We start from the raw sequence: 16754 nt of genomic DNA on the forward strand, positions 1-16754 counted from the left end.
CAGGAGATGCACAATGACCGTGTACGCCCGCCCCGGTTCGCCCGACGCCCTCATGTCCTTCCAGTCCCGGTACGACAACTGGATCGGCGGTCAGTGGGTGGCACCGGTGAAGGGGGAGTATTTCGAGAACGTCACTCCCGTGACCGGGCAGGTGTTCACCGAGGTCGCCCGCGGTACCGAAGAGGACATCGAGCTCGCACTCGATGCCGCCCACGCTGCCGCGCCGGCGTGGGGCAAGACCTCGCCCGCCGAGCGCGCCGTGATCCTCAACAAGATCGCCGACCGCATCGAGGAGAACCTCGAATCGATCGCGCTCGCCGAGTCGTGGGACAACGGCAAGCCGATCCGTGAAACCCTCAACGCCGACATCCCGCTTGCGATCGACCACTTCCGCTACTTCGCAGGTGCCATTCGCGCGCAGGAGGGTTCGCTCTCGGAGATCAACTCCGACACCGTCGCCTACCATTTCCACGAGCCGCTCGGTGTCGTCGGCCAGATCATTCCGTGGAACTTCCCGATCCTCATGGCCGTGTGGAAGCTCGCCCCCGCCCTGGCCGCCGGTAACGCGATCGTGCTCAAGCCGGCCGAGCAGACGCCGGCGTCGATCCTTCACCTGATCTCGATCATCGGCGATCTGCTGCCCCCTGGTGTGCTGAACATCGTCAACGGGTTCGGCGTCGAGGCAGGCAAGCCGCTCGCGTCGAGCCCTCGCATCCGCAAGATCGCCTTCACCGGCGAAACCACCACTGGGCGCCTGATCATGCAGTACGCGTCGCAGAACCTCATCCCTGTCACGCTCGAACTCGGCGGCAAGAGCCCCAATATCTTCTTCTCGGATGTCCTCTCGGCGAACGACGACTACCAGGACAAGGCGCTCGAGGGCTTCACGATGTTCGCCCTCAACCAGGGCGAGGTGTGCACGTGTCCGTCCCGTGCTCTCATTCAGCAGGACATCTTCGACGATTTCCTGTCGCTCGCGGCGGTCCGTACCAAGTCGGTCAAGCAGGGCGACCCGCTCGACACCGACACGATGATCGGTGCGCAGGCCTCCAACGACCAGCTCGAGAAGATCCTGTCGTACATCGAGATCGGTAAGAGCGAGGGTGCCAAGGTCATCACCGGTGGTGAGCGCGCCGACCTCGGTGGCGATCTGGCGGGTGGCTACTACGTGCAGCCGACGATCTTCCAGGGCAACAACTCGATGCGTATCTTCCAGGAGGAGATCTTCGGGCCCGTCGTGTCGGTCACGTCGTTCAACGATTTCGACGACGCGATCAAGATCGCCAACGACACTCTCTACGGTCTCGGTGCCGGCGTGTGGTCGCGAGACGGCGGCGTCGCCTACCGTGCCGGTCGCGAGATCCAGGCGGGCCGGGTGTGGACGAACACCTACCACCAGTACCCGGCGCACGCCGCGTTCGGCGGTTACAAGCAGTCGGGCATCGGTCGCGAGAACCACCACATGATGCTCGACCACTACCAGCAGACGAAGAACCTCTTGGTGTCCTATGCGCCGAAGGCCCAGGGCTTCTTCTGATCGAAGACCCCGGCGCCTGTCACGTACCGACGTGGCAGGCGCCGGTTCCATTCGCCCGACAGACCCGTCCGCAAGCAATGAGAGGTTCCTATGCCCGCTCCACTTCGTGTGGTCGCGACCGCGAGCGCCGCCGATCTGTTCCGGCGATTGTCGAGCCGGTACGGGCCGCTCATGATGCACCAGTCCGGCGGCTGCTGCGACGGATCTGCCCCGATGTGTTACCCCGACGGCGACTTCATCGTCGGCGACCGAGACGTGCTGCTGGGGCTTCTCGATCTGCGACTCGCGGTGGGGGAGACCGCGCCGGATCTACCGTCTGGGAAAAGTGCAGTACCCGTGTGGATCTCGGGTTCCCAATTCGAGGCGTGGAAGCATACGCAGTTGGTCCTCGATGTGGTGCCCGGCCGCGGTTCCGGATTCAGCCTCGAAACACCGGAAGGACTGCGGTTTCTCAGTCGAGGTCGCGCCTTCACCCCCGAGGAACATGCGTCGTTCGACGACGAGCAGCCCCTGCTCGGCAAGCACTGGGGCGGTGGCGCTCGGCCCGCACCGGCCACCGAGCCGGTCGTGGTCGCGACGGCCTCCGACGCCTGTCCCGTACCGGGAATGACGCCACCGGCCTAACGTCGTACGTAACGGACACCACATCGCCGCGCCGGCCGAGACGCACTGCGCGACGATGTGGGCCCGAACCGTCGACGAGCGCAGAGGTGGTGGTGATGGCGACCTATCGTCAGCAATTGTCGGGGACCACCTACGAGTTCCACGGCCTGGTCGATCTGCTCGCGAAGGCAACTCCGCGTAGATCCGGGGACGAACTCGCCGGATGCGCTGCCCGGACGGAAGCCGAACGGGTCGCCGCGCAGTGGGCTCTCGCCGAGGTTTCCCTCGGCACGTTCCTCACCGAGACCGTCGTGCCGTACGAGAGCGATGAGGTCACCCGCCTGATCCTCGACCGGCACGACGCCCGCGCCTACCGCCCGGCTGCGCACCTCACCGTCGGCGGCCTGCGCGACTGGCTGCTCGACACAGCGTCCCGCCCCGGCGCCGCTGCCGTTCTCGCTGAGCTGTCGCCGGGGCTGACACCCGAAATGGTGGCGGCCGTCAGCAAACTCATGTCGAACCAGGATCTGATCGCGGTCGCCCGTGTAATCGAGGTCACGTCCGCATTTCGCACCACCATCGGGTTGCCCGGACGCCTCGCGACCCGCCTACAGCCGAACCATCCCACCGACGATCCGCGAGGAATCGCCGCGGCAGTTCTCGACGGGTTGTTGCTCGGGTGCGGCGACGCGGTCATCGGCATCAACCCGGCTACCGACTCGCCACAGGCGACGTCGGAGCTGTTGCACCTGCTCGACGACATCCGCACGCGATTCGACATCCCGGTGCAGTCGTGTGTGCTCTCGCATGTCACCACCACGCTCGGCCTGATCGAGGCGGGTGCCCCCGTCGACCTGGTGTTCCAGTCGATCGCAGGTACGCAGGGCGCAAATGAGGGCTTCGGCGTGAATCTGGGGCTGCTCGGAGAAGCGAACGAGGCGGGCAGATCGCTCCGCCGCGGGACCGTCGGCGACAACGTCATGTACTTCGAGACCGGACAGGGCTCGGCGCTGTCGGCGGATGCGCACCTCGGCACCGACGGCCACCCCGTCGATCAGCAGACCCTCGAGGCGCGCGCGTACGCGGCGGCGCGCGAGTTCGATCCGCTGCTCGTCAACACCGTGGTCGGCTTCATCGGCCCCGAATATCTCTACGACGGCAAACAGATCATCCGAGCCGGATTGGAAGATCACTTCTGCGGGAAGCTTCTGGGCCTGCCCATGGGCGTCGACGTCTGTTACACCAACCACGCCGAGGCAGACCAGGACGACATGGACACCTTGCTCACCCTGCTCGGCGTCGCCGGGGTGTCGTTCGTGATCACGGTGCCGGGCGCAGACGACGTGATGCTCGGATATCAGTCCCTGTCGTTCCACGACGCTCTGTATGCACGGCGCGCCCTGGGGCTCCGCGCAGCGCCGGAGTTCGAATCGTGGCTGCAGGGCCTCGGGATGGCAGACGATGCCGGTCGAATTCTGCGCGTCGACGTCGCCTCGTCACCGCTGCGTGCACTCACCGGTGGTGTCGCGTGAACGCGATCGACCCCGCCACCGGCAATGGTGGCCTCTGGGCGACCCTGCGCCTGTCGACGCGGGCACGTATCGGACTCGGACGTGCCGGCGATGCGCTGCCCACCTCCGAGCTTCTCGAATTCCGTGCTGCGCACGCCGCGGCCCGCGACGCGGTACACCGCGAGCTCGACGTCGTCGCGCTCACGCAGCAGGTGGAACACGCGAACCTGGGCTCCCCGCTGATCGTGCAGAGTCGAGCGCGCGACCGCGGCGAGTATCTGCGTCGCCCCGATCTCGGGCGGCTGCCTACCGACCTCGCGCACCTGCCGATATTCGGCGTCGACGTCGGAATCATTCTTGCCGATGGTCTTTCGGCCCATGCTCTCGAAGAGCACGGCGTACCGGCCGCCCGGGCGATCGTGGACGCGTTGCCGCGTCATCTGTCGGTTGCACCCCCGGTCATCGCGACGTCGGCGCGAGTCGCGCTCGGCGACCATATCGGCGCGGCGCTCGATGTGCAGACCGTGGTGGTGCTCATCGGCGAGCGGCCGGGACTGTCGTTCGCCGACAGCCTCGGGATCTACGTGACGCATCATCCGCGGCCGGGACGCATCGATTCCGAGCGCAATTGCGTCTCGAACGTGCACCCACCGGACGGCCTCGGATACGCGCAGGCAGCGCGGGTGGTGGCGAACCTGGTCGACGGCGCTCGGCGGTTGGGGCGCTCAGGCATCGAGCTCAAGGACACCAGCGCGCGGGACGTGCTGGAGGGTGGCAGCCCCGGCCTCGGACCCGGTGGGTGAGAATCGAGGTCGAACCGGTCCCGGTTCGAATGTGATGCGGGCTCGGCCCGCCCGGTTTCAGTGCCCCCGGCGGGGGTGACGAGGAGTGAGATATGGCCTTCGCGGGCAACGTGGACGAGTTGGCACTGCTGCAGACGGTGCGGTTGAAGAAGCAGGTCACGGCGGAGGTCCTGGCCGCTCATCTGGGTGTGTCGGTGTCGTCGGGGCAGGCCGCGCTCGCGGCGCTCGTCGAACAGGGTAAGGCCGTGTCGTCGGACGGCGGTGTCGCGCTGACCGATAAGGGGCTCACGGAACTGTCCGATCAGCTCGACGCGGAACGGGTGTCCATCGACGAGGATTCGATCGCGGACCTGTTCGAGCAGTTCGGCCCGCTCGACGAGACGCTGTCGAAGCTGCTCGAGGACCCGGACTCCGACGGCTTCCTCGACGCGCTGATCGACATCGACCGGAAGGCCCAGAATCTGTTCGACGACGTGTCCGCGTTCGTTCCGCGACTGTCGCGGTACCAGGATCTGTTCGCGGAAGCACTCGAGAAGATCAAGGGCGGCTCGCTCGCATGGGCGACGGCCGGGAGCATCGACTCGTACGCGACGGTGTGGCGCGAGATGCGCGCGGAGCTCGCAGGCGCGTCCGGAAACTGACACCGTCAAAGTAGTTCGTTCGACACACTATGTGACCCCCCTCACGGACACCCCCTTTCGGGGGTGGTGAGGGGGTGAGCCGGATCACTAGTTTTCATCCAACCCGCGGCGACGTTTCCCGGCCGCGGTCAGGACGGACAACGGAGGACCGACGTGACCACTGTGTCGACACCCGGGGCGGGTAAGCCGCCGACAGGGCAGGCGGCCGGAGATTCCGGCTCCGCCGCCGGAACAGGACCCGGCCACACCGGAGGCCCCGGTATACGACGTGTCGCGATCGCGAGCTGCATCGGCACGACGATCGAGTTCTACGACTTCTTCATCTACGGCACGGCCGCGGCACTAGTGTTTCCCACGGTGTTCTTCCCGGCGCTCGGTGCCACCGCAGGCACGGTCGCGTCGTTTGCGACGTTCGCCGTCGCGTTCATCGCCCGCCCCGTCGGGGCCATGCTCTTCGGCCACTTCGGCGACCGCATCGGCCGCAAGAAGACCCTCGTCTCGACCCTTCTCCTCATGGGCATCTCGACGCTGCTCATCGGCCTGCTGCCCGGGGCAGGCACCATCGGCGTCGCGGCTCCGATCATCCTGGTGTTACTACGGTTCGCGCAGGGCTTCGCGGTCGGCGGTGAATGGGCCGGTGCCACACTGCTCACTGCCGAATACGCCCCGCCGGGCAAACGCGGGCTCTACGCGATGTTCCCGCAGCTCGGCCCGGCCATCGCATTCGCGCTCTCGAGCGCAACCTTCTTGTTCACCGGGCTCGCGCTCGGCGACACCAACGAGGCATTCCTCACCTACGGCTGGCGAATCCCGTTCCTGTTCAGCATCGTTCTCGTCGCCATCGGCCTCTACATGCGCCTGGCGATCGAGGAGACACCGGTGTTCCGTGCCGAATCTGCAGCCCGCGCAGCAGAGCCCGCGAAGAAGCGTTCCCTGCCGTTCCTCGACGCTCTCCGGTATCAGTCCAAGGAGATCCTCCTCGCGGCCGGCGCACTGTCGATCATGTTCGCGTTCTTCTACCTGGGCACCGCCTACCTCACGAGCTATGCGACGACGACCCTCGGCTTCGATCGACCGTTCGTGCTGATGGTGGGAATCGCCTCGGCCCTCGTCTTCGGTGCGGCGATCGTGCTGTCCGCCCTGTACTCCGACCGGTTCGGCCGGAGGCGCGTGATCATGGTGTCGTGCGCGTTCTCGGTTGTGTGGGCACTTGCCTTGTTCCCGCTGCTCGACACGGGTTCCCCGGTCGCATTCGTTGTCGGCATGATGGTCACCCTCGCGATCTTCGGCATTGCCTACGGCCCGTGCGGTGCGCTGCTACCCGAGATGTTCCACACTCGGTACCGGTACACCGGCGCGGGACTCGGCTACAACCTCGCCGGCGTGCTCGGCGGCGCCGTCCCGCCGATGATCGCCGCCCCGCTCGCCGCCGCGTACGGCGGTATCGCGATCGGCGTCATGCTCATGGTGATCGGTCTCGTGAGTCTCGTCTGCACCGCGGCTCTCGTCGAAACCCGCGACCGAGCGCTGTAGGAGCGGGCGCCTTTCCCGGCACCCTCGGGGAAGGCGCCTCCCGCCGTCGTCAGCTGTCCAGAATCCGCACACCTGCGGCCGCGAAAAGACGAGGATGGTGAAAGAACCCGTCTGTCCGGCCGCGTCCCACCGCAGGAGATTCATCATGACCGGTATCGCCACCCCCGCACTGCCCAGCTACGACTCCGGAGCATGGGACGTCCCGCTGCTGGGTGACACCATCGGCGACAACCTCGACCGCACCGTCGCCCGGCACGGCGACCGCGACGCACTCGTAGAACGAGCCACAGGCCGACGCTGGACATACTCCGAGCTCGCCGCCGAGGTCGACGCCCTGGCCCTCGGACTGCTGCGAGCGGGCATCGGCAAAGGCGACCGCGTGGGAATCTGGGCCCCAAACTGTGCCGAATGGACGTTCGTGCAGTACGCCACCGCCAAGATCGGCGCGATTCTCGTCAACATCAACCCCGCGTACCGCTCTCATGAACTGCAGTACGTGCTCACGCAGGCGGGCATCCGGATGCTGATCTCCGCGCCGGAGTTCAAGACCTCCGACTACGCCGCGATGATCGGTCAGGTACGCGGTGAGTGTCCAGACCTCGAGCAGGTCGTGCTGATCGGCCGCTCGGAGTGGGACGAGCTCGGCGCCGCGGGTCGGGCCGCGCTGGAAACCGATCGGTCTACGCTCGTCGCCGCCGGGAAGGAGCTGTCGCCCGACGACGCGATCAACATCCAGTACACGTCCGGAACCACAGGATTCCCCAAAGGGGCCACCCTCAGCCACCACAACATTCTCAACAACGGATTCTTCGTCGGGGAACTGTGCCATTACACCGAGCAGGACAAGGTGTGCATTCCCGTGCCGTTCTATCATTGCTTCGGCATGGTCATGGGAAACCTCGCGTGCACGAGTCACGGCGCGACCATGGTGATACCCGCGCCGGCGTTCGATCCTGCCGCCACCCTTGCGGCCGTCGCCGGAGAACGCTGCACGTCGCTGTACGGCGTGCCGACGATGTTCATCGCGGAACTCGCCGACCCGTCGTTCGAGACCGTCGACCTGTCGAGCCTGCGCACCGGCATCATGGCAGGATCGCCGTGCCCGGTCGAGGTGATGAAGCAGGTCATGGAACGGATGGGGATGGCCGAGGTGTCCATCTGTTACGGGATGACCGAAACCTCGCCTGTCTCGCTGCAGACCCGCAGCGACGACACCATCGAGCAGCGCGTATCCACCGTCGGGAGGGTCGGACCGCACATCGAGGTCAAGATCGTCGATCCCGTGACCGGACTCACCGTGCCGCGCGGTGAGCCGGGTGAGCTGTGCACGCGCGGCTATTCGGTGATGCTGGGGTACTGGGAGCAGGCAGAGAAATCCGCAGGAGCGGAGCCTGCGGAGCGACCATATCGGCTGGGGCCGATCGATGCGGCGCGGTGGATGCACACGGGCGACATCGGTGTGATGGATTCCGAGGGGTACGTCTCGGTCACCGGCAGGATCAAGGACATGGTGATCCGCGGCGGCGAGAACATCTACCCGCGTGAGATCGAAGAATTTCTCTACACGCACCCCGACATCCTCGATGCCCAGGTCGTCGGTGTTCCGGACGCGAAATACGGTGAGGAACTGATGGTGTGGGTGCGCCTGCGTGACGGCGCCGACGCGCTCGACGCGGACGCACTGCGCGAATTCTGCAGCGGCAAACTCGCGCACTACAAGATCCCGCGCTATGTCCACATCGTCGACGAGTTCCCCATGACGGTCACCGGCAAGATCCGCAAGGTCGAGATGCGTGAGGTGTCGGTCGCGCTCCTCGAGGAGGCCGATCGGACGTGAACCCGTTGCGGCCCGAGATCGCGTTGTCCTGGAAGCGCTCCGAGCTGAGCGGTCTCGATCCGGGGCACCTTCCCGAGCCCACGCTGCTGGGCCCCTCCGACACTTCCGGGCGGCTGCGCCGCGCTGCCCGGCCGGTGCTCGACGAGCTCGGCACACAACTGTCCGGCACCGAGTGCTGCATCCTTCTGGTCGATCGTGACTGCCGGATAGTGACCCGCGTGTTCGACTCCTCGTCCATGCAACGCGCTATGGACGAACTCGGTGTCCTTCCCGGCGCAGAGCTGAGCGAAGAGACGTTCGGCACGAATGCGCTGGGCACTCCGTTCGAGATGCGGCAAGGGCTCGTCGTGCACGGGGAGGAGCATTTCCTCGAACCGCTCAAGGGATACAGCTGTTACGGCCATCCACTGGTCCACCCTGTCACCCGCAGGATCGAGGGCATCCTCGACATCACGGCGGTCGGAAAGACCGCGAATCCCCTGTTCGCCCCGATCGTCGCCCGCGCGGCCCGTGATATCGAAGCGCGCCTGCTCGAGAATGCCCGCGAAGCGGACCAGCGAGTGGTCGAAGCGTTCCAACGCGCCGCGCAGCGACGCGGGCTCGCCGTCGCGGCGATGGGCGAGGACATCATGCTCACCAACAAGGCCGCCGTGGATCTGCTCGTACCAGCGGATCACGCGGCGTTGCGTGCGATCGCGATGGACCTTCCCTCCGGCGAGTCCCGAACGATGGACTTCGCGCTCACCGCGGGTGGTCGGACCACCCTGCGCGTCGACCGCATCCCGGGGATCGACGGCAGCGCGCTGTTCCTCCTCGACGCCACGGGCGACCGGAAGACGGTGCGCCGAACCGCGGCGGCACAGACCACGTCGAGCACTCTCCGGGACGAACTCGCGCGTGTTCGCGCAGGTGCCGGCAGCGTTGTCGTCGTCGGCGAACCCGGCAGCGGACGCACCTGGGCGGCGCGTGAATTCACCGGCAGCGGTGGGGTGTTCGTCGACGCTGCACGCATCGTCGCAGAAGGGCAACGGGAGTGGTCCGCGGCGCTGCTGGCTACCGTCGACGCGGCCACGAGCGCGAATACCGTGGTGGTCGAGCATGTTCACGTGGCTCCGGATCCCGTGCTGAGATTGCTCGTCTCCGTGCTGGAATCGGGACCGAGATTCGTGTTCACCTCGGATCCGCTCGACACAGTGCGCGAGCCGGTCCGCGAACTCCTCACGCGATGCGTCGGGCGGGTACGCATTCCTGCACTGCGCCATCGTATCCGGGAGATCGGAGACCTCGCCGCCTCGCTTGCCGATGAGCTCGGCAGACCCGACATCCGCCTCGGTCCGGGTGCGGTCGCGGCGCTGGCGGGACGTTCGTGGCCGGGCAACCTCGCCGAACTCCGCGCGGTGCTCGCCGGAATTCCCGAGCGGGAGTCCTCACTGCCGCTCCGGGCCGAAGATCTCGCACCTGAATACCGCAGCACCGGCCGAGTGGCGAAGCTCGGTGGCCTCGAACGCGCCGAACGCGAAGCCATCATCGACGCGTTGCGCGACAGCGGCGGAAACAAGGTGCACGCCGCGGCCGGGCTCGGCATCAGCCGCACCACGCTGTACAGCCGGATCAAGGCGCTCGGCATCGTCTGACGTCGTGGCGTGCCCCGGAAAGCGGTGTCCAAACCTTGGACAGTTCGGGGACGTCCCTCCGAGGAAGTATGACTCGTGTCACACTACTTCTGGAGGTTCGTATGACTGCCGTGGCCGAGTACACCGTCGCCCCGCGTGTCCGAGAGTTCCTTTCCGAAAACCGACGCCTCTACATCGGCGGCGAGTTCGTCGATGCTGCGTCGGGTCGCGTGTTCGCCACCCACGACCCGGCCACCGGCGACAAGCTCGTCGATGTCGCTCACGGCGGTGCGGAAGACATCGACCGGGCCGTACGTGCGGCCCGCTCTGCCTTCGACCACGGCCCGTGGCCGACGATGAAGGCGGCCGAACGTGAGCGGATGATCTGGCGGGTAGGCGATCTGCTGACCGAGCGCGCCGAGGAATTCGGTCAGCTCGAAGCGCTCGACAACGGCAAATCTGCTGCGATCGCTGCGGCCGTCGACACGGCGTGGTCGGCCGACATCTTCCGCTATTACGCGGGCTGGGCCACCAAGATCGAGGGCAGCACCGTCAACGTGTCGATGCCGTTCGTGCCGGGCGGCGAATTCCACGCCTACACACTGCGCGAACCGGTCGGCGTGTGCGGACTGATCGTGCCGTGGAACTTCCCGCTGCTCATGGCCGCGTTCAAACTTGCGCCGGCGCTCGCGGCAGGCAACACCGTGATCCTCAAACCGGCCGAGCAGACACCGCTGACCGCGCTGCTCCTCGCCGAGGTGTTCGAGGAGGCCGGCTTCCCGCCCGGCGTCGTCAATGTCGTGACGGGGTTCGGAGACGCGGGCGCCGCGCTCTCCGCCCACGACGGTGTGGACAAGATCGCGTTCACGGGCTCCACGGAGGTCGGGAAGAAGGTCGTCGACGCGGCGAAGGGCAACCTGAAGAAGGTCTCTCTCGAACTCGGCGGTAAGAGCCCCAACATCGTGTTCGCCGACGCAGATTTCGACGCCGCGGTCGCCGGTTCGCTCGACGCGTGGTTGTTCAATCACGGTCAGTGCTGTGTCGCCGGAACTCGCCTGTTCGTCGAGCGGCCCATCTTCGAGCAGTTCACCGAAGCGATGGCCGATGCCGCGAGCAGGGTGAAGATCGGTCCGGGGATGGATCCGGCCACTCAGCTCGGACCGTTGGTGTCCCAGGAGCAGCTGGATCGCGTCACCGGCTTCCTGCGCGAAGGCCTGACCGACGGAGCACGTGCGCTGACCGGCGGGCAACGTTGGGGCGACAAAGGTTTCTTCGTCGAGCCGACTGTCCTCGTCGATGTACAGCCCGAGTTCAGTGTGGTGCGAGAAGAGATCTTCGGGCCGGTCGTCGCCGCGATGCCGTTCGACGCCGACGACGGTATCGATGTGGCTGCCAACGACTCGATCTACGGTCTCGCCGCGGGGATCTGGACACGAGACCTGTCCAAGGCCCATCGCACTGCCCGTCGGCTGAAGGCCGGATCGGTGTGGGTCAACCAGTACAACGGCTTCGACACCGCCATGCCCTTCGGCGGGTTCAAGCAGTCGGGCTGGGGTCGCGAACTCGGCGCGAGCGCGATCGATCTCTACACGCAGACCAAAGCCGTGAACATTGCGCTCTGAACCCGCATGCGCTCTGAACCCCACTTGTACTGAAACGACCGCGAGACAACGGAGGACGAGATGAAGACCAAAGCCGCAGTACTGCTCGAAGCAGGCAAGCCGTTCGAACTGATGGAGCTCGAACTCGACGGGCCCGGACCGGGAGAGGTCCTGATCAAGTACACCGCTGCGGGCCTGTGCCATTCCGATCTGCACCTGACCGACGGAGATCTGCCGCCGCGCTATCCGATCGTCGGCGGTCATGAGGGGTCCGGCATCATCGAGGAGGTCGGCCCGGGCGTCACCAAGGTCAAGCCCGGCGATCATGTCGTGTGCAGTTTCATCCCCAACTGCGGAACATGTAGATACTGTTCCACGGGCCGTCAGAACCTATGCGACATGGGTGCGACCATCCTCGAAGGAACCATGCCCGACGGCTCCTTCCGCTTCCACTCGGGTGGCCTCGACTTCGGTGCCATGTGCATGCTCGGTACGTTCTCCGAGCGGGCGACGATCTCGCAGCACTCTGTGGTCAAGGTCGACGACTGGCTCCCCCTGGAGACAGCAGTTCTCGTCGGTTGCGGTGTGCCGTCGGGGTGGGGCACGGCGGTGTATTCGGGTGACGTGCGTGCCGGCGACATCGTCGTCATCTACGGCATCGGTGGTCTCGGTATCAACGCCGTCCAGGGCGCGGTACACGCCGGGGCGAAGTACGTCGTGGTGGTCGACCCTGTCGAGATGAAGCGCGACGCGGCGCTGAAATTCGGAGCCACTCATGCGTTCGCGACCGCGGCGGAAGCTGCGGAGAAGGTCAAGGAGCTGAGTTGGGGGCAGGGCGCTGATGCCGCGCTGATCCTGGTGGGCACAGTCGACGAGGAGGTCGTGTCGGCGGCGACAGCGGTCATCGGTAAGGGCGGCACCGTCGTGATCACCGGCTTGGCGAACCCCGAGAAGCTGACAGTCCACGTGTCGGGCACCGATCTGACGCTGTTCCAGAAGACGATCAAGGGCTCGTTGTTCGGTTCCGCCAACCCGCAGTACGACATCGTGCGGCTTCTGCGCCTCTACGATGCCGGCCAGCTGAAGCTCGACGAGCTGATCACCACCCGGTACACGCTCGAAGAAGTCAACCAGGGCTATCAGGATCTGCGCGACGGCAAGAACCTGCGTGGAGTGATCGTCCACGCCTCGTGAACGGACTCCGGCCACACAACTTTCGGTAGACGATCTTCGGAATTCGCCGCGGAGACACCATCCGGACGCACACACTGGCATACAGTTCGTCGCGGCAAGATCATCTACGAGAGGAGCGCGCGATGTTCTGGGAAATCGTCGGCACCATCATTTTCGGTGCGGTCATCGGTGTGCTGGCCCGGCTCGTGATTCCGGGCAAGCAGTCGATGGGCATGATCATCACGGTCATCATCGGCATCGTCGGTGCCCTCATCGGTTACTGGGTCTGGGGCGCGATCTCGTCGGAAGGGAACGAGGACACCGGCGGCATCGACTGGATCCGGTGGATCATCAGTATCGCGGCCGCAGTCGTCCTGACCCTGCTCTACACATCGATGACCAGGTCGAAGAGTTGATCCACCACTCCTGACGGCATCGAGCCGATGGCCTCGCCCTTTCGGGCGGGGCCATCGGTCGTTCCATCACTCGCGACGAAACGGTGACCGGACAGGCCGGGCGCGGGATGATCGGACGTGGACGAACCATGCACGAGGAGGTCGACCGCATGAGTGTGATTCCGGGACCGGCGTGGTTGTTCTGTCCGGCAGATCGGCCCGAGCGCTACGGCAAGGCCGCTGCGACCGCCGATGTCGTCGTCCTGGATCTCGACGACGGTGTCGCACCGGCCGACAAGGACTACGCCCGCCGCTCCCTTCTCGACCGGTCACTCGATCCGGCGCGTACGGTGGTCCGGATCAACCCGGCCGGCACCGAGGATCATCGCCTCGACCTGAGGGCCCTCGCCGACTCGCCCTACACCCGGGTGATGCTTGCGAAGTGTGAATCTCCGGAGCAGGTGACGGCGCTCGCGCCACGCGAGGTCATCGCGCTCGTCGAGTCCCCACGCGGAGCACTTGCGGTTGCCGACATAGCACTGGCGATGGGAACGATCGGCGTCATGTGGGGCGCCGAGGGCCTCGCCGTCGGATTGGGCGGTCAGAATATCCGGCACGCGGACGGCACCTACCGCGATGTTGCGAAACATGTCAGATCGTCGGTGCTGCTCGCGGCGAAGGCGTACGGACGCTGGGCGCTCGATGCCGCGTACCTCGACATCGGGGACCATGCCGGACTGCGCAGCGAGGCACTCGACGCAGCCGCGGTCGGATTCGACGTGAAGGTATCGATCCACCCCGATCAGGTGGGTGTGATTCGAGAGGCCTACACGCCGAGCGCCGAGTCGGTCGAATGGGCTCGCAGGGTCCTGGAAGCCGTGCCGGAGTCTCGGGGCGTGTTCCGGTTCGAGGGTCAGATGGTGGATGCGCCCGTACTACGACATGCCGAACAGATCCTCCACCGATCGGTGGAGGCGCGCGCCGACGAGTGCCGATCGGGTCGCACGGAGGTCGAGCCGGAACGGAGGTGACGGTGATGGTCCGTCCACAGTGGGTTCCCAGCGAGGTGGACTTCGCGGAAGCGAGGGTGACGGCATTCGGCCGCTTCGTCGAGCACCGCCATGCCGTGCACCTGCCGGACTACGATGCGCTACGGCAATGGTCGATCGAGCATTCCTCGGAGTTCTGGCAGGCCGTATGGGACTGGTTCGAGATCCGAGGTGGCACTGATCCCGGGCCCGCGCTCGCCGACGCCGCGATGCCCGGAGCCGTGTGGTTCCCCCGTGCCCGGCTGAACTATGCGGCACACGTTTTCCGGAACGCTCGGAGCGATCGACCGGCGATGGTTCACATCGACGAGGACGGACAACGGCGAGAGACGAGTTGGGCGGCACTGCACGGCCAGGCCGCGGCCCTCGCGGCCACGCTCCGTGAATGCGGCGTGCAAGCGGGAGACCGGGTCGTGGGGTACCTGCCCAATATTCCCGAGGCGGTGGTTGCACTGCTTGCCACCGCAGGAATCGGTGCTGTGTGGTCCGCCTGCGGGCAGGACTACGCCGCCCCCGCCGCGCTCGATCGGCTCGGCCGGCTCGAGCCCACGGTTCTCGTCACTGCGGACGGCTACCGGTACAACGGTCGCCGACACGACCGAGTCGCCGAGGTCGCCTGGCTGCGTGAACACATGCCCGGCCTCGAGATGACGGTGCTCGTTGCGCGCAGTGAGACCTCCGGCGACACCCTGCTCGATCCGGGCGTTCTCACCTGGGAAGAGGCAACCGCAGGCGAGCATGAATTCGAGCCCGTCCCGGTACCGTTCGACCACCCGCTCTGGATCGTGTTCTCGTCCGGCACCACAGGCTTGCCCAAGGGCATCGTGCACGGGCACGGGGGAGTGCTGCTCGAGCATCTCAAGGCACTGTCGCTGCATCTCGACATCGGCCACCGCGACACGTTCTTCTGGCACACGAGCCCGAGCTGGATGATGTGGAACTTCCTCGCGGCGGGACTGCTCGTCGGCGCAACGATCGTCTGTTACGACGGTGCTCCTTCCTACCCGGACATCGACCGGCTGTGGCGGATCGCCGCCGACGAACATGTCACGGTCTTCGGGACGAGCCCCGGCTATGTCCTCGCGTGCATCAAGGCGGGTGTCGTCCCGCGCCGCGAACACGACCTGTCCGCTCTCCGGGGCGTCGGCGTCACCGGCTCGACACTGCCGCCCACGTCGTCGCTGTGGCTCGGGGAGAACGCAGGCGAGCGGGTCCAGGTCATGTCGATCACCGGCGGCACCGACGTGGTGTCGGCGTTCATCGGGTCGGTCCGGACCGTTCCGGTCTGGCCGGGGGAGTTGTCGGTGCCGTGCCTCGGCGTCGCCGTCGATGCATTCGACGCCCAGGGTCGTCCGGTGCGCGGGGAGGTGGGCGAGCTCGTGGTCACCGCGCCGATGCCGTCGATGCCGGTTCGGTTCTGGAACGATCCCGACGGCGTCGGACTCCGAGAGGCGTACTTCTCCGTCTACCCCGGAGTGTGGCGGCACGGAGACTGGATCTCCATCACCGAGCGCGGCTCCGCCCGGATGCACGGGCGCTCCGACGCGACGCTGAACCGACACGGGGTCCGGATCGGCACGGCCGACATCTACCAGGTGGTCGAAGACCTGCCCGAGATCGTCGAGGCACTTGCGTTGGGCGTCGAGAAACCCGACGGCGAGTACTGGATGCCCTTGTTCGTGGTCCTCGCCGACGGTGTGGTCCTCGACGAGGCCCTCCGGGAGCGGATCCGCACCGAACTCCGGACGAGGGTCTCACCGCGACATGTGCCGGACGACATCATCGCCGCGCCGGGGATCCCGCACACTCGCACCGGAAAGAAACTCGAGGTTCCGATCAAGCGGATCCTGCAGGGAGTCGACGCCGCGGCGACCGTCGAGCGAACGGCACTCGACGTTCCGGAACTCATTGACTGGTACCGCGAACTGGGGTGATGTGCGCCACTTCGTGAGTGCTGCCTTGCTGGACAAGGGAGCGCCCGAAAATTTCGGATACGCGGTCATGGATGTCGCCATCAAGCTGGTGATCGCGCTGATCATCCTCACCGTCGCGATCGTCGGTCCGAAGAAGGAGAAGCGGACCCCGGCTCCACCGCTGCGCTCGCCCACGCAGCCGGTGGACTCGGCATCCTGAACGTGATCACCGCGGTCGTGTGGTGATCCTCCTCTCATCGTCGCAGCAGTGACACCGTGTCCTGCCCGCGACCATTCGTGCGCTGGTACGGACCCTGTAGATTGGGCCGGTGTGTATGCGAAGGGCACCTGATATGACCGGCGAGTAACCTGTCTCGAACGGTTGTTGCCGGTCGGGAGGGTTTGTGGCTGCGTCGTCAGGCCAGTGGGGGGTCCCGCTGCCGGGCTCGCCGTAACGATCCTCACCTGATCTGCAGATATACGCGGGGTACGGTGATGTGCTCCGCAGGTCGGTGCGCAGGTCGGTCGTCGTCCGACGGTGAGAG

14 protein-coding genes are annotated in these 16754 nt (G+C 66.2%); all 14 read left to right on the top strand.

Annotated features, from left to right (window positions below; translation table 11 throughout):
• The first annotated feature begins 13 nt into the window (after positions 1-13).
• The 14 genes from adh (at position 14) to ACZ46K_RS13950 (ending at position 16429) form a co-directional block, all read left to right on the top strand.
• Complete coding sequence (gene adh / locus ACZ46K_RS13885) at positions 14-1537, top strand: aldehyde dehydrogenase (protein WP_464748766.1); 1524 nt, start codon at positions 14-16, stop codon at positions 1535-1537.
• Positions 1538-1627: 90 nt separating this feature from the next.
• A complete protein-coding gene (locus tag ACZ46K_RS13890; RefSeq protein WP_464748768.1) occupies positions 1628-2161 on the top strand; it encodes a DUF779 domain-containing protein in 534 nt (177 codons plus the stop codon).
• A gap of 95 nt (positions 2162-2256) precedes the next feature.
• Positions 2257-3672, top strand: coding sequence for an ethanolamine ammonia-lyase subunit EutB (locus ACZ46K_RS13895; protein ID WP_464748770.1), 1416 nt, complete (start codon positions 2257-2259; stop codon positions 3670-3672).
• The gene (gene eutC, locus ACZ46K_RS13900) at positions 3669-4454 is read left to right on the top strand and encodes an ethanolamine ammonia-lyase subunit EutC (RefSeq protein WP_464748772.1); all 786 of its coding nucleotides are present in this window, start codon (positions 3669-3671) and stop codon (positions 4452-4454) included. Before ACZ46K_RS13895 ends, eutC begins: the two co-directional genes overlap by 4 nt.
• Before the next feature lie 92 nt (positions 4455-4546).
• Positions 4547-5095, top strand: coding sequence for a helix-turn-helix domain-containing protein (locus ACZ46K_RS13905; RefSeq protein WP_054806320.1), 549 nt, complete (start codon positions 4547-4549; stop codon positions 5093-5095).
• Between the two features lie 153 nt (positions 5096-5248).
• The gene (locus tag ACZ46K_RS13910) at positions 5249-6628 is read left to right on the top strand and encodes an MFS transporter (protein WP_054810132.1); all 1380 of its coding nucleotides are present in this window, start codon (positions 5249-5251) and stop codon (positions 6626-6628) included.
• A 145-nt stretch (positions 6629-6773) separates the two neighbouring features.
• Positions 6774-8465 carry an AMP-binding protein gene (locus ACZ46K_RS13915; RefSeq protein ID WP_464748774.1) on the top strand — a complete coding sequence of 564 codons (1692 nt, stop codon included), beginning with the start codon at positions 6774-6776 and terminating at the stop codon, positions 8463-8465.
• Entirely contained in the window at positions 8462-10099 is a 1638-nt protein-coding gene (locus ACZ46K_RS13920) for a sigma-54-dependent Fis family transcriptional regulator (protein WP_464748776.1), read from the top strand. The genes ACZ46K_RS13915 and ACZ46K_RS13920 overlap by 4 nt, the downstream gene beginning before the upstream one ends.
• Positions 10100-10200: 101 nt before the next feature.
• Positions 10201-11700, top strand: coding sequence for an aldehyde dehydrogenase family protein (locus ACZ46K_RS13925; protein ID WP_054806323.1), 1500 nt, complete (start codon positions 10201-10203; stop codon positions 11698-11700).
• A gap of 60 nt (positions 11701-11760) precedes the next feature.
• Positions 11761-12873, top strand: a complete 1113-nt coding sequence (locus ACZ46K_RS13930; RefSeq protein ID WP_464748778.1) for an NDMA-dependent alcohol dehydrogenase — start codon at positions 11761-11763, stop codon at positions 12871-12873.
• Between the two features lie 122 nt (positions 12874-12995).
• The gene (locus tag ACZ46K_RS13935; RefSeq protein WP_464748780.1) at positions 12996-13268 is read left to right on the top strand and encodes a GlsB/YeaQ/YmgE family stress response membrane protein; all 273 of its coding nucleotides are present in this window, start codon (positions 12996-12998) and stop codon (positions 13266-13268) included.
• A 149-nt stretch (positions 13269-13417) separates the two neighbouring features.
• Positions 13418-14278, top strand: a complete 861-nt coding sequence (locus ACZ46K_RS13940; RefSeq protein WP_464748782.1) for an HpcH/HpaI aldolase/citrate lyase family protein — start codon at positions 13418-13420, stop codon at positions 14276-14278.
• Between the two features lie 5 nt (positions 14279-14283).
• Entirely contained in the window at positions 14284-16230 is a 1947-nt protein-coding gene (locus ACZ46K_RS13945; protein ID WP_464748784.1) for an acetoacetate--CoA ligase, read from the top strand.
• A gap of 13 nt (positions 16231-16243) precedes the next feature.
• Positions 16244-16429, top strand: a complete 186-nt coding sequence (locus tag ACZ46K_RS13950; protein ID WP_464748786.1) for a hypothetical protein — start codon at positions 16244-16246, stop codon at positions 16427-16429.
• Positions 16430-16754 lie beyond the last annotated feature (325 nt).

This window comes from Rhodococcus sp. JCM 9793 (assembly GCF_055380405.1).

What these genes read in the sequence shown, in the direction of transcription:
- adh (WP_464748766.1), top strand. Translation starts at nt 14, where the DNA reads ATGACCGTGTACGCCCGCCCCGGTTCGCCCGACGCCCTCATGTCCTTC.
- ACZ46K_RS13890 (WP_464748768.1), top strand. Translation starts at nt 1,628, where the DNA reads ATGCCCGCTCCACTTCGTGTGGTCGCGACCGCGAGCGCCGCCGATCTG.
- ACZ46K_RS13895 (WP_464748770.1), top strand. Translation starts at nt 2,257, where the DNA reads ATGGCGACCTATCGTCAGCAATTGTCGGGGACCACCTACGAGTTCCAC.
- ACZ46K_RS13905 (WP_054806320.1), top strand. Translation starts at nt 4,547, where the DNA reads ATGGCCTTCGCGGGCAACGTGGACGAGTTGGCACTGCTGCAGACGGTG.
- ACZ46K_RS13915 (WP_464748774.1), top strand. Translation starts at nt 6,774, where the DNA reads ATGACCGGTATCGCCACCCCCGCACTGCCCAGCTACGACTCCGGAGCA.
- ACZ46K_RS13925 (WP_054806323.1), top strand. Translation starts at nt 10,201, where the DNA reads ATGACTGCCGTGGCCGAGTACACCGTCGCCCCGCGTGTCCGAGAGTTC.
- ACZ46K_RS13930 (WP_464748778.1), top strand. Translation starts at nt 11,761, where the DNA reads ATGAAGACCAAAGCCGCAGTACTGCTCGAAGCAGGCAAGCCGTTCGAA.
- ACZ46K_RS13935 (WP_464748780.1), top strand. Translation starts at nt 12,996, where the DNA reads ATGTTCTGGGAAATCGTCGGCACCATCATTTTCGGTGCGGTCATCGGT.
- ACZ46K_RS13940 (WP_464748782.1), top strand. Translation starts at nt 13,418, where the DNA reads ATGAGTGTGATTCCGGGACCGGCGTGGTTGTTCTGTCCGGCAGATCGG.
- ACZ46K_RS13945 (WP_464748784.1), top strand. Translation starts at nt 14,284, where the DNA reads ATGGTCCGTCCACAGTGGGTTCCCAGCGAGGTGGACTTCGCGGAAGCG.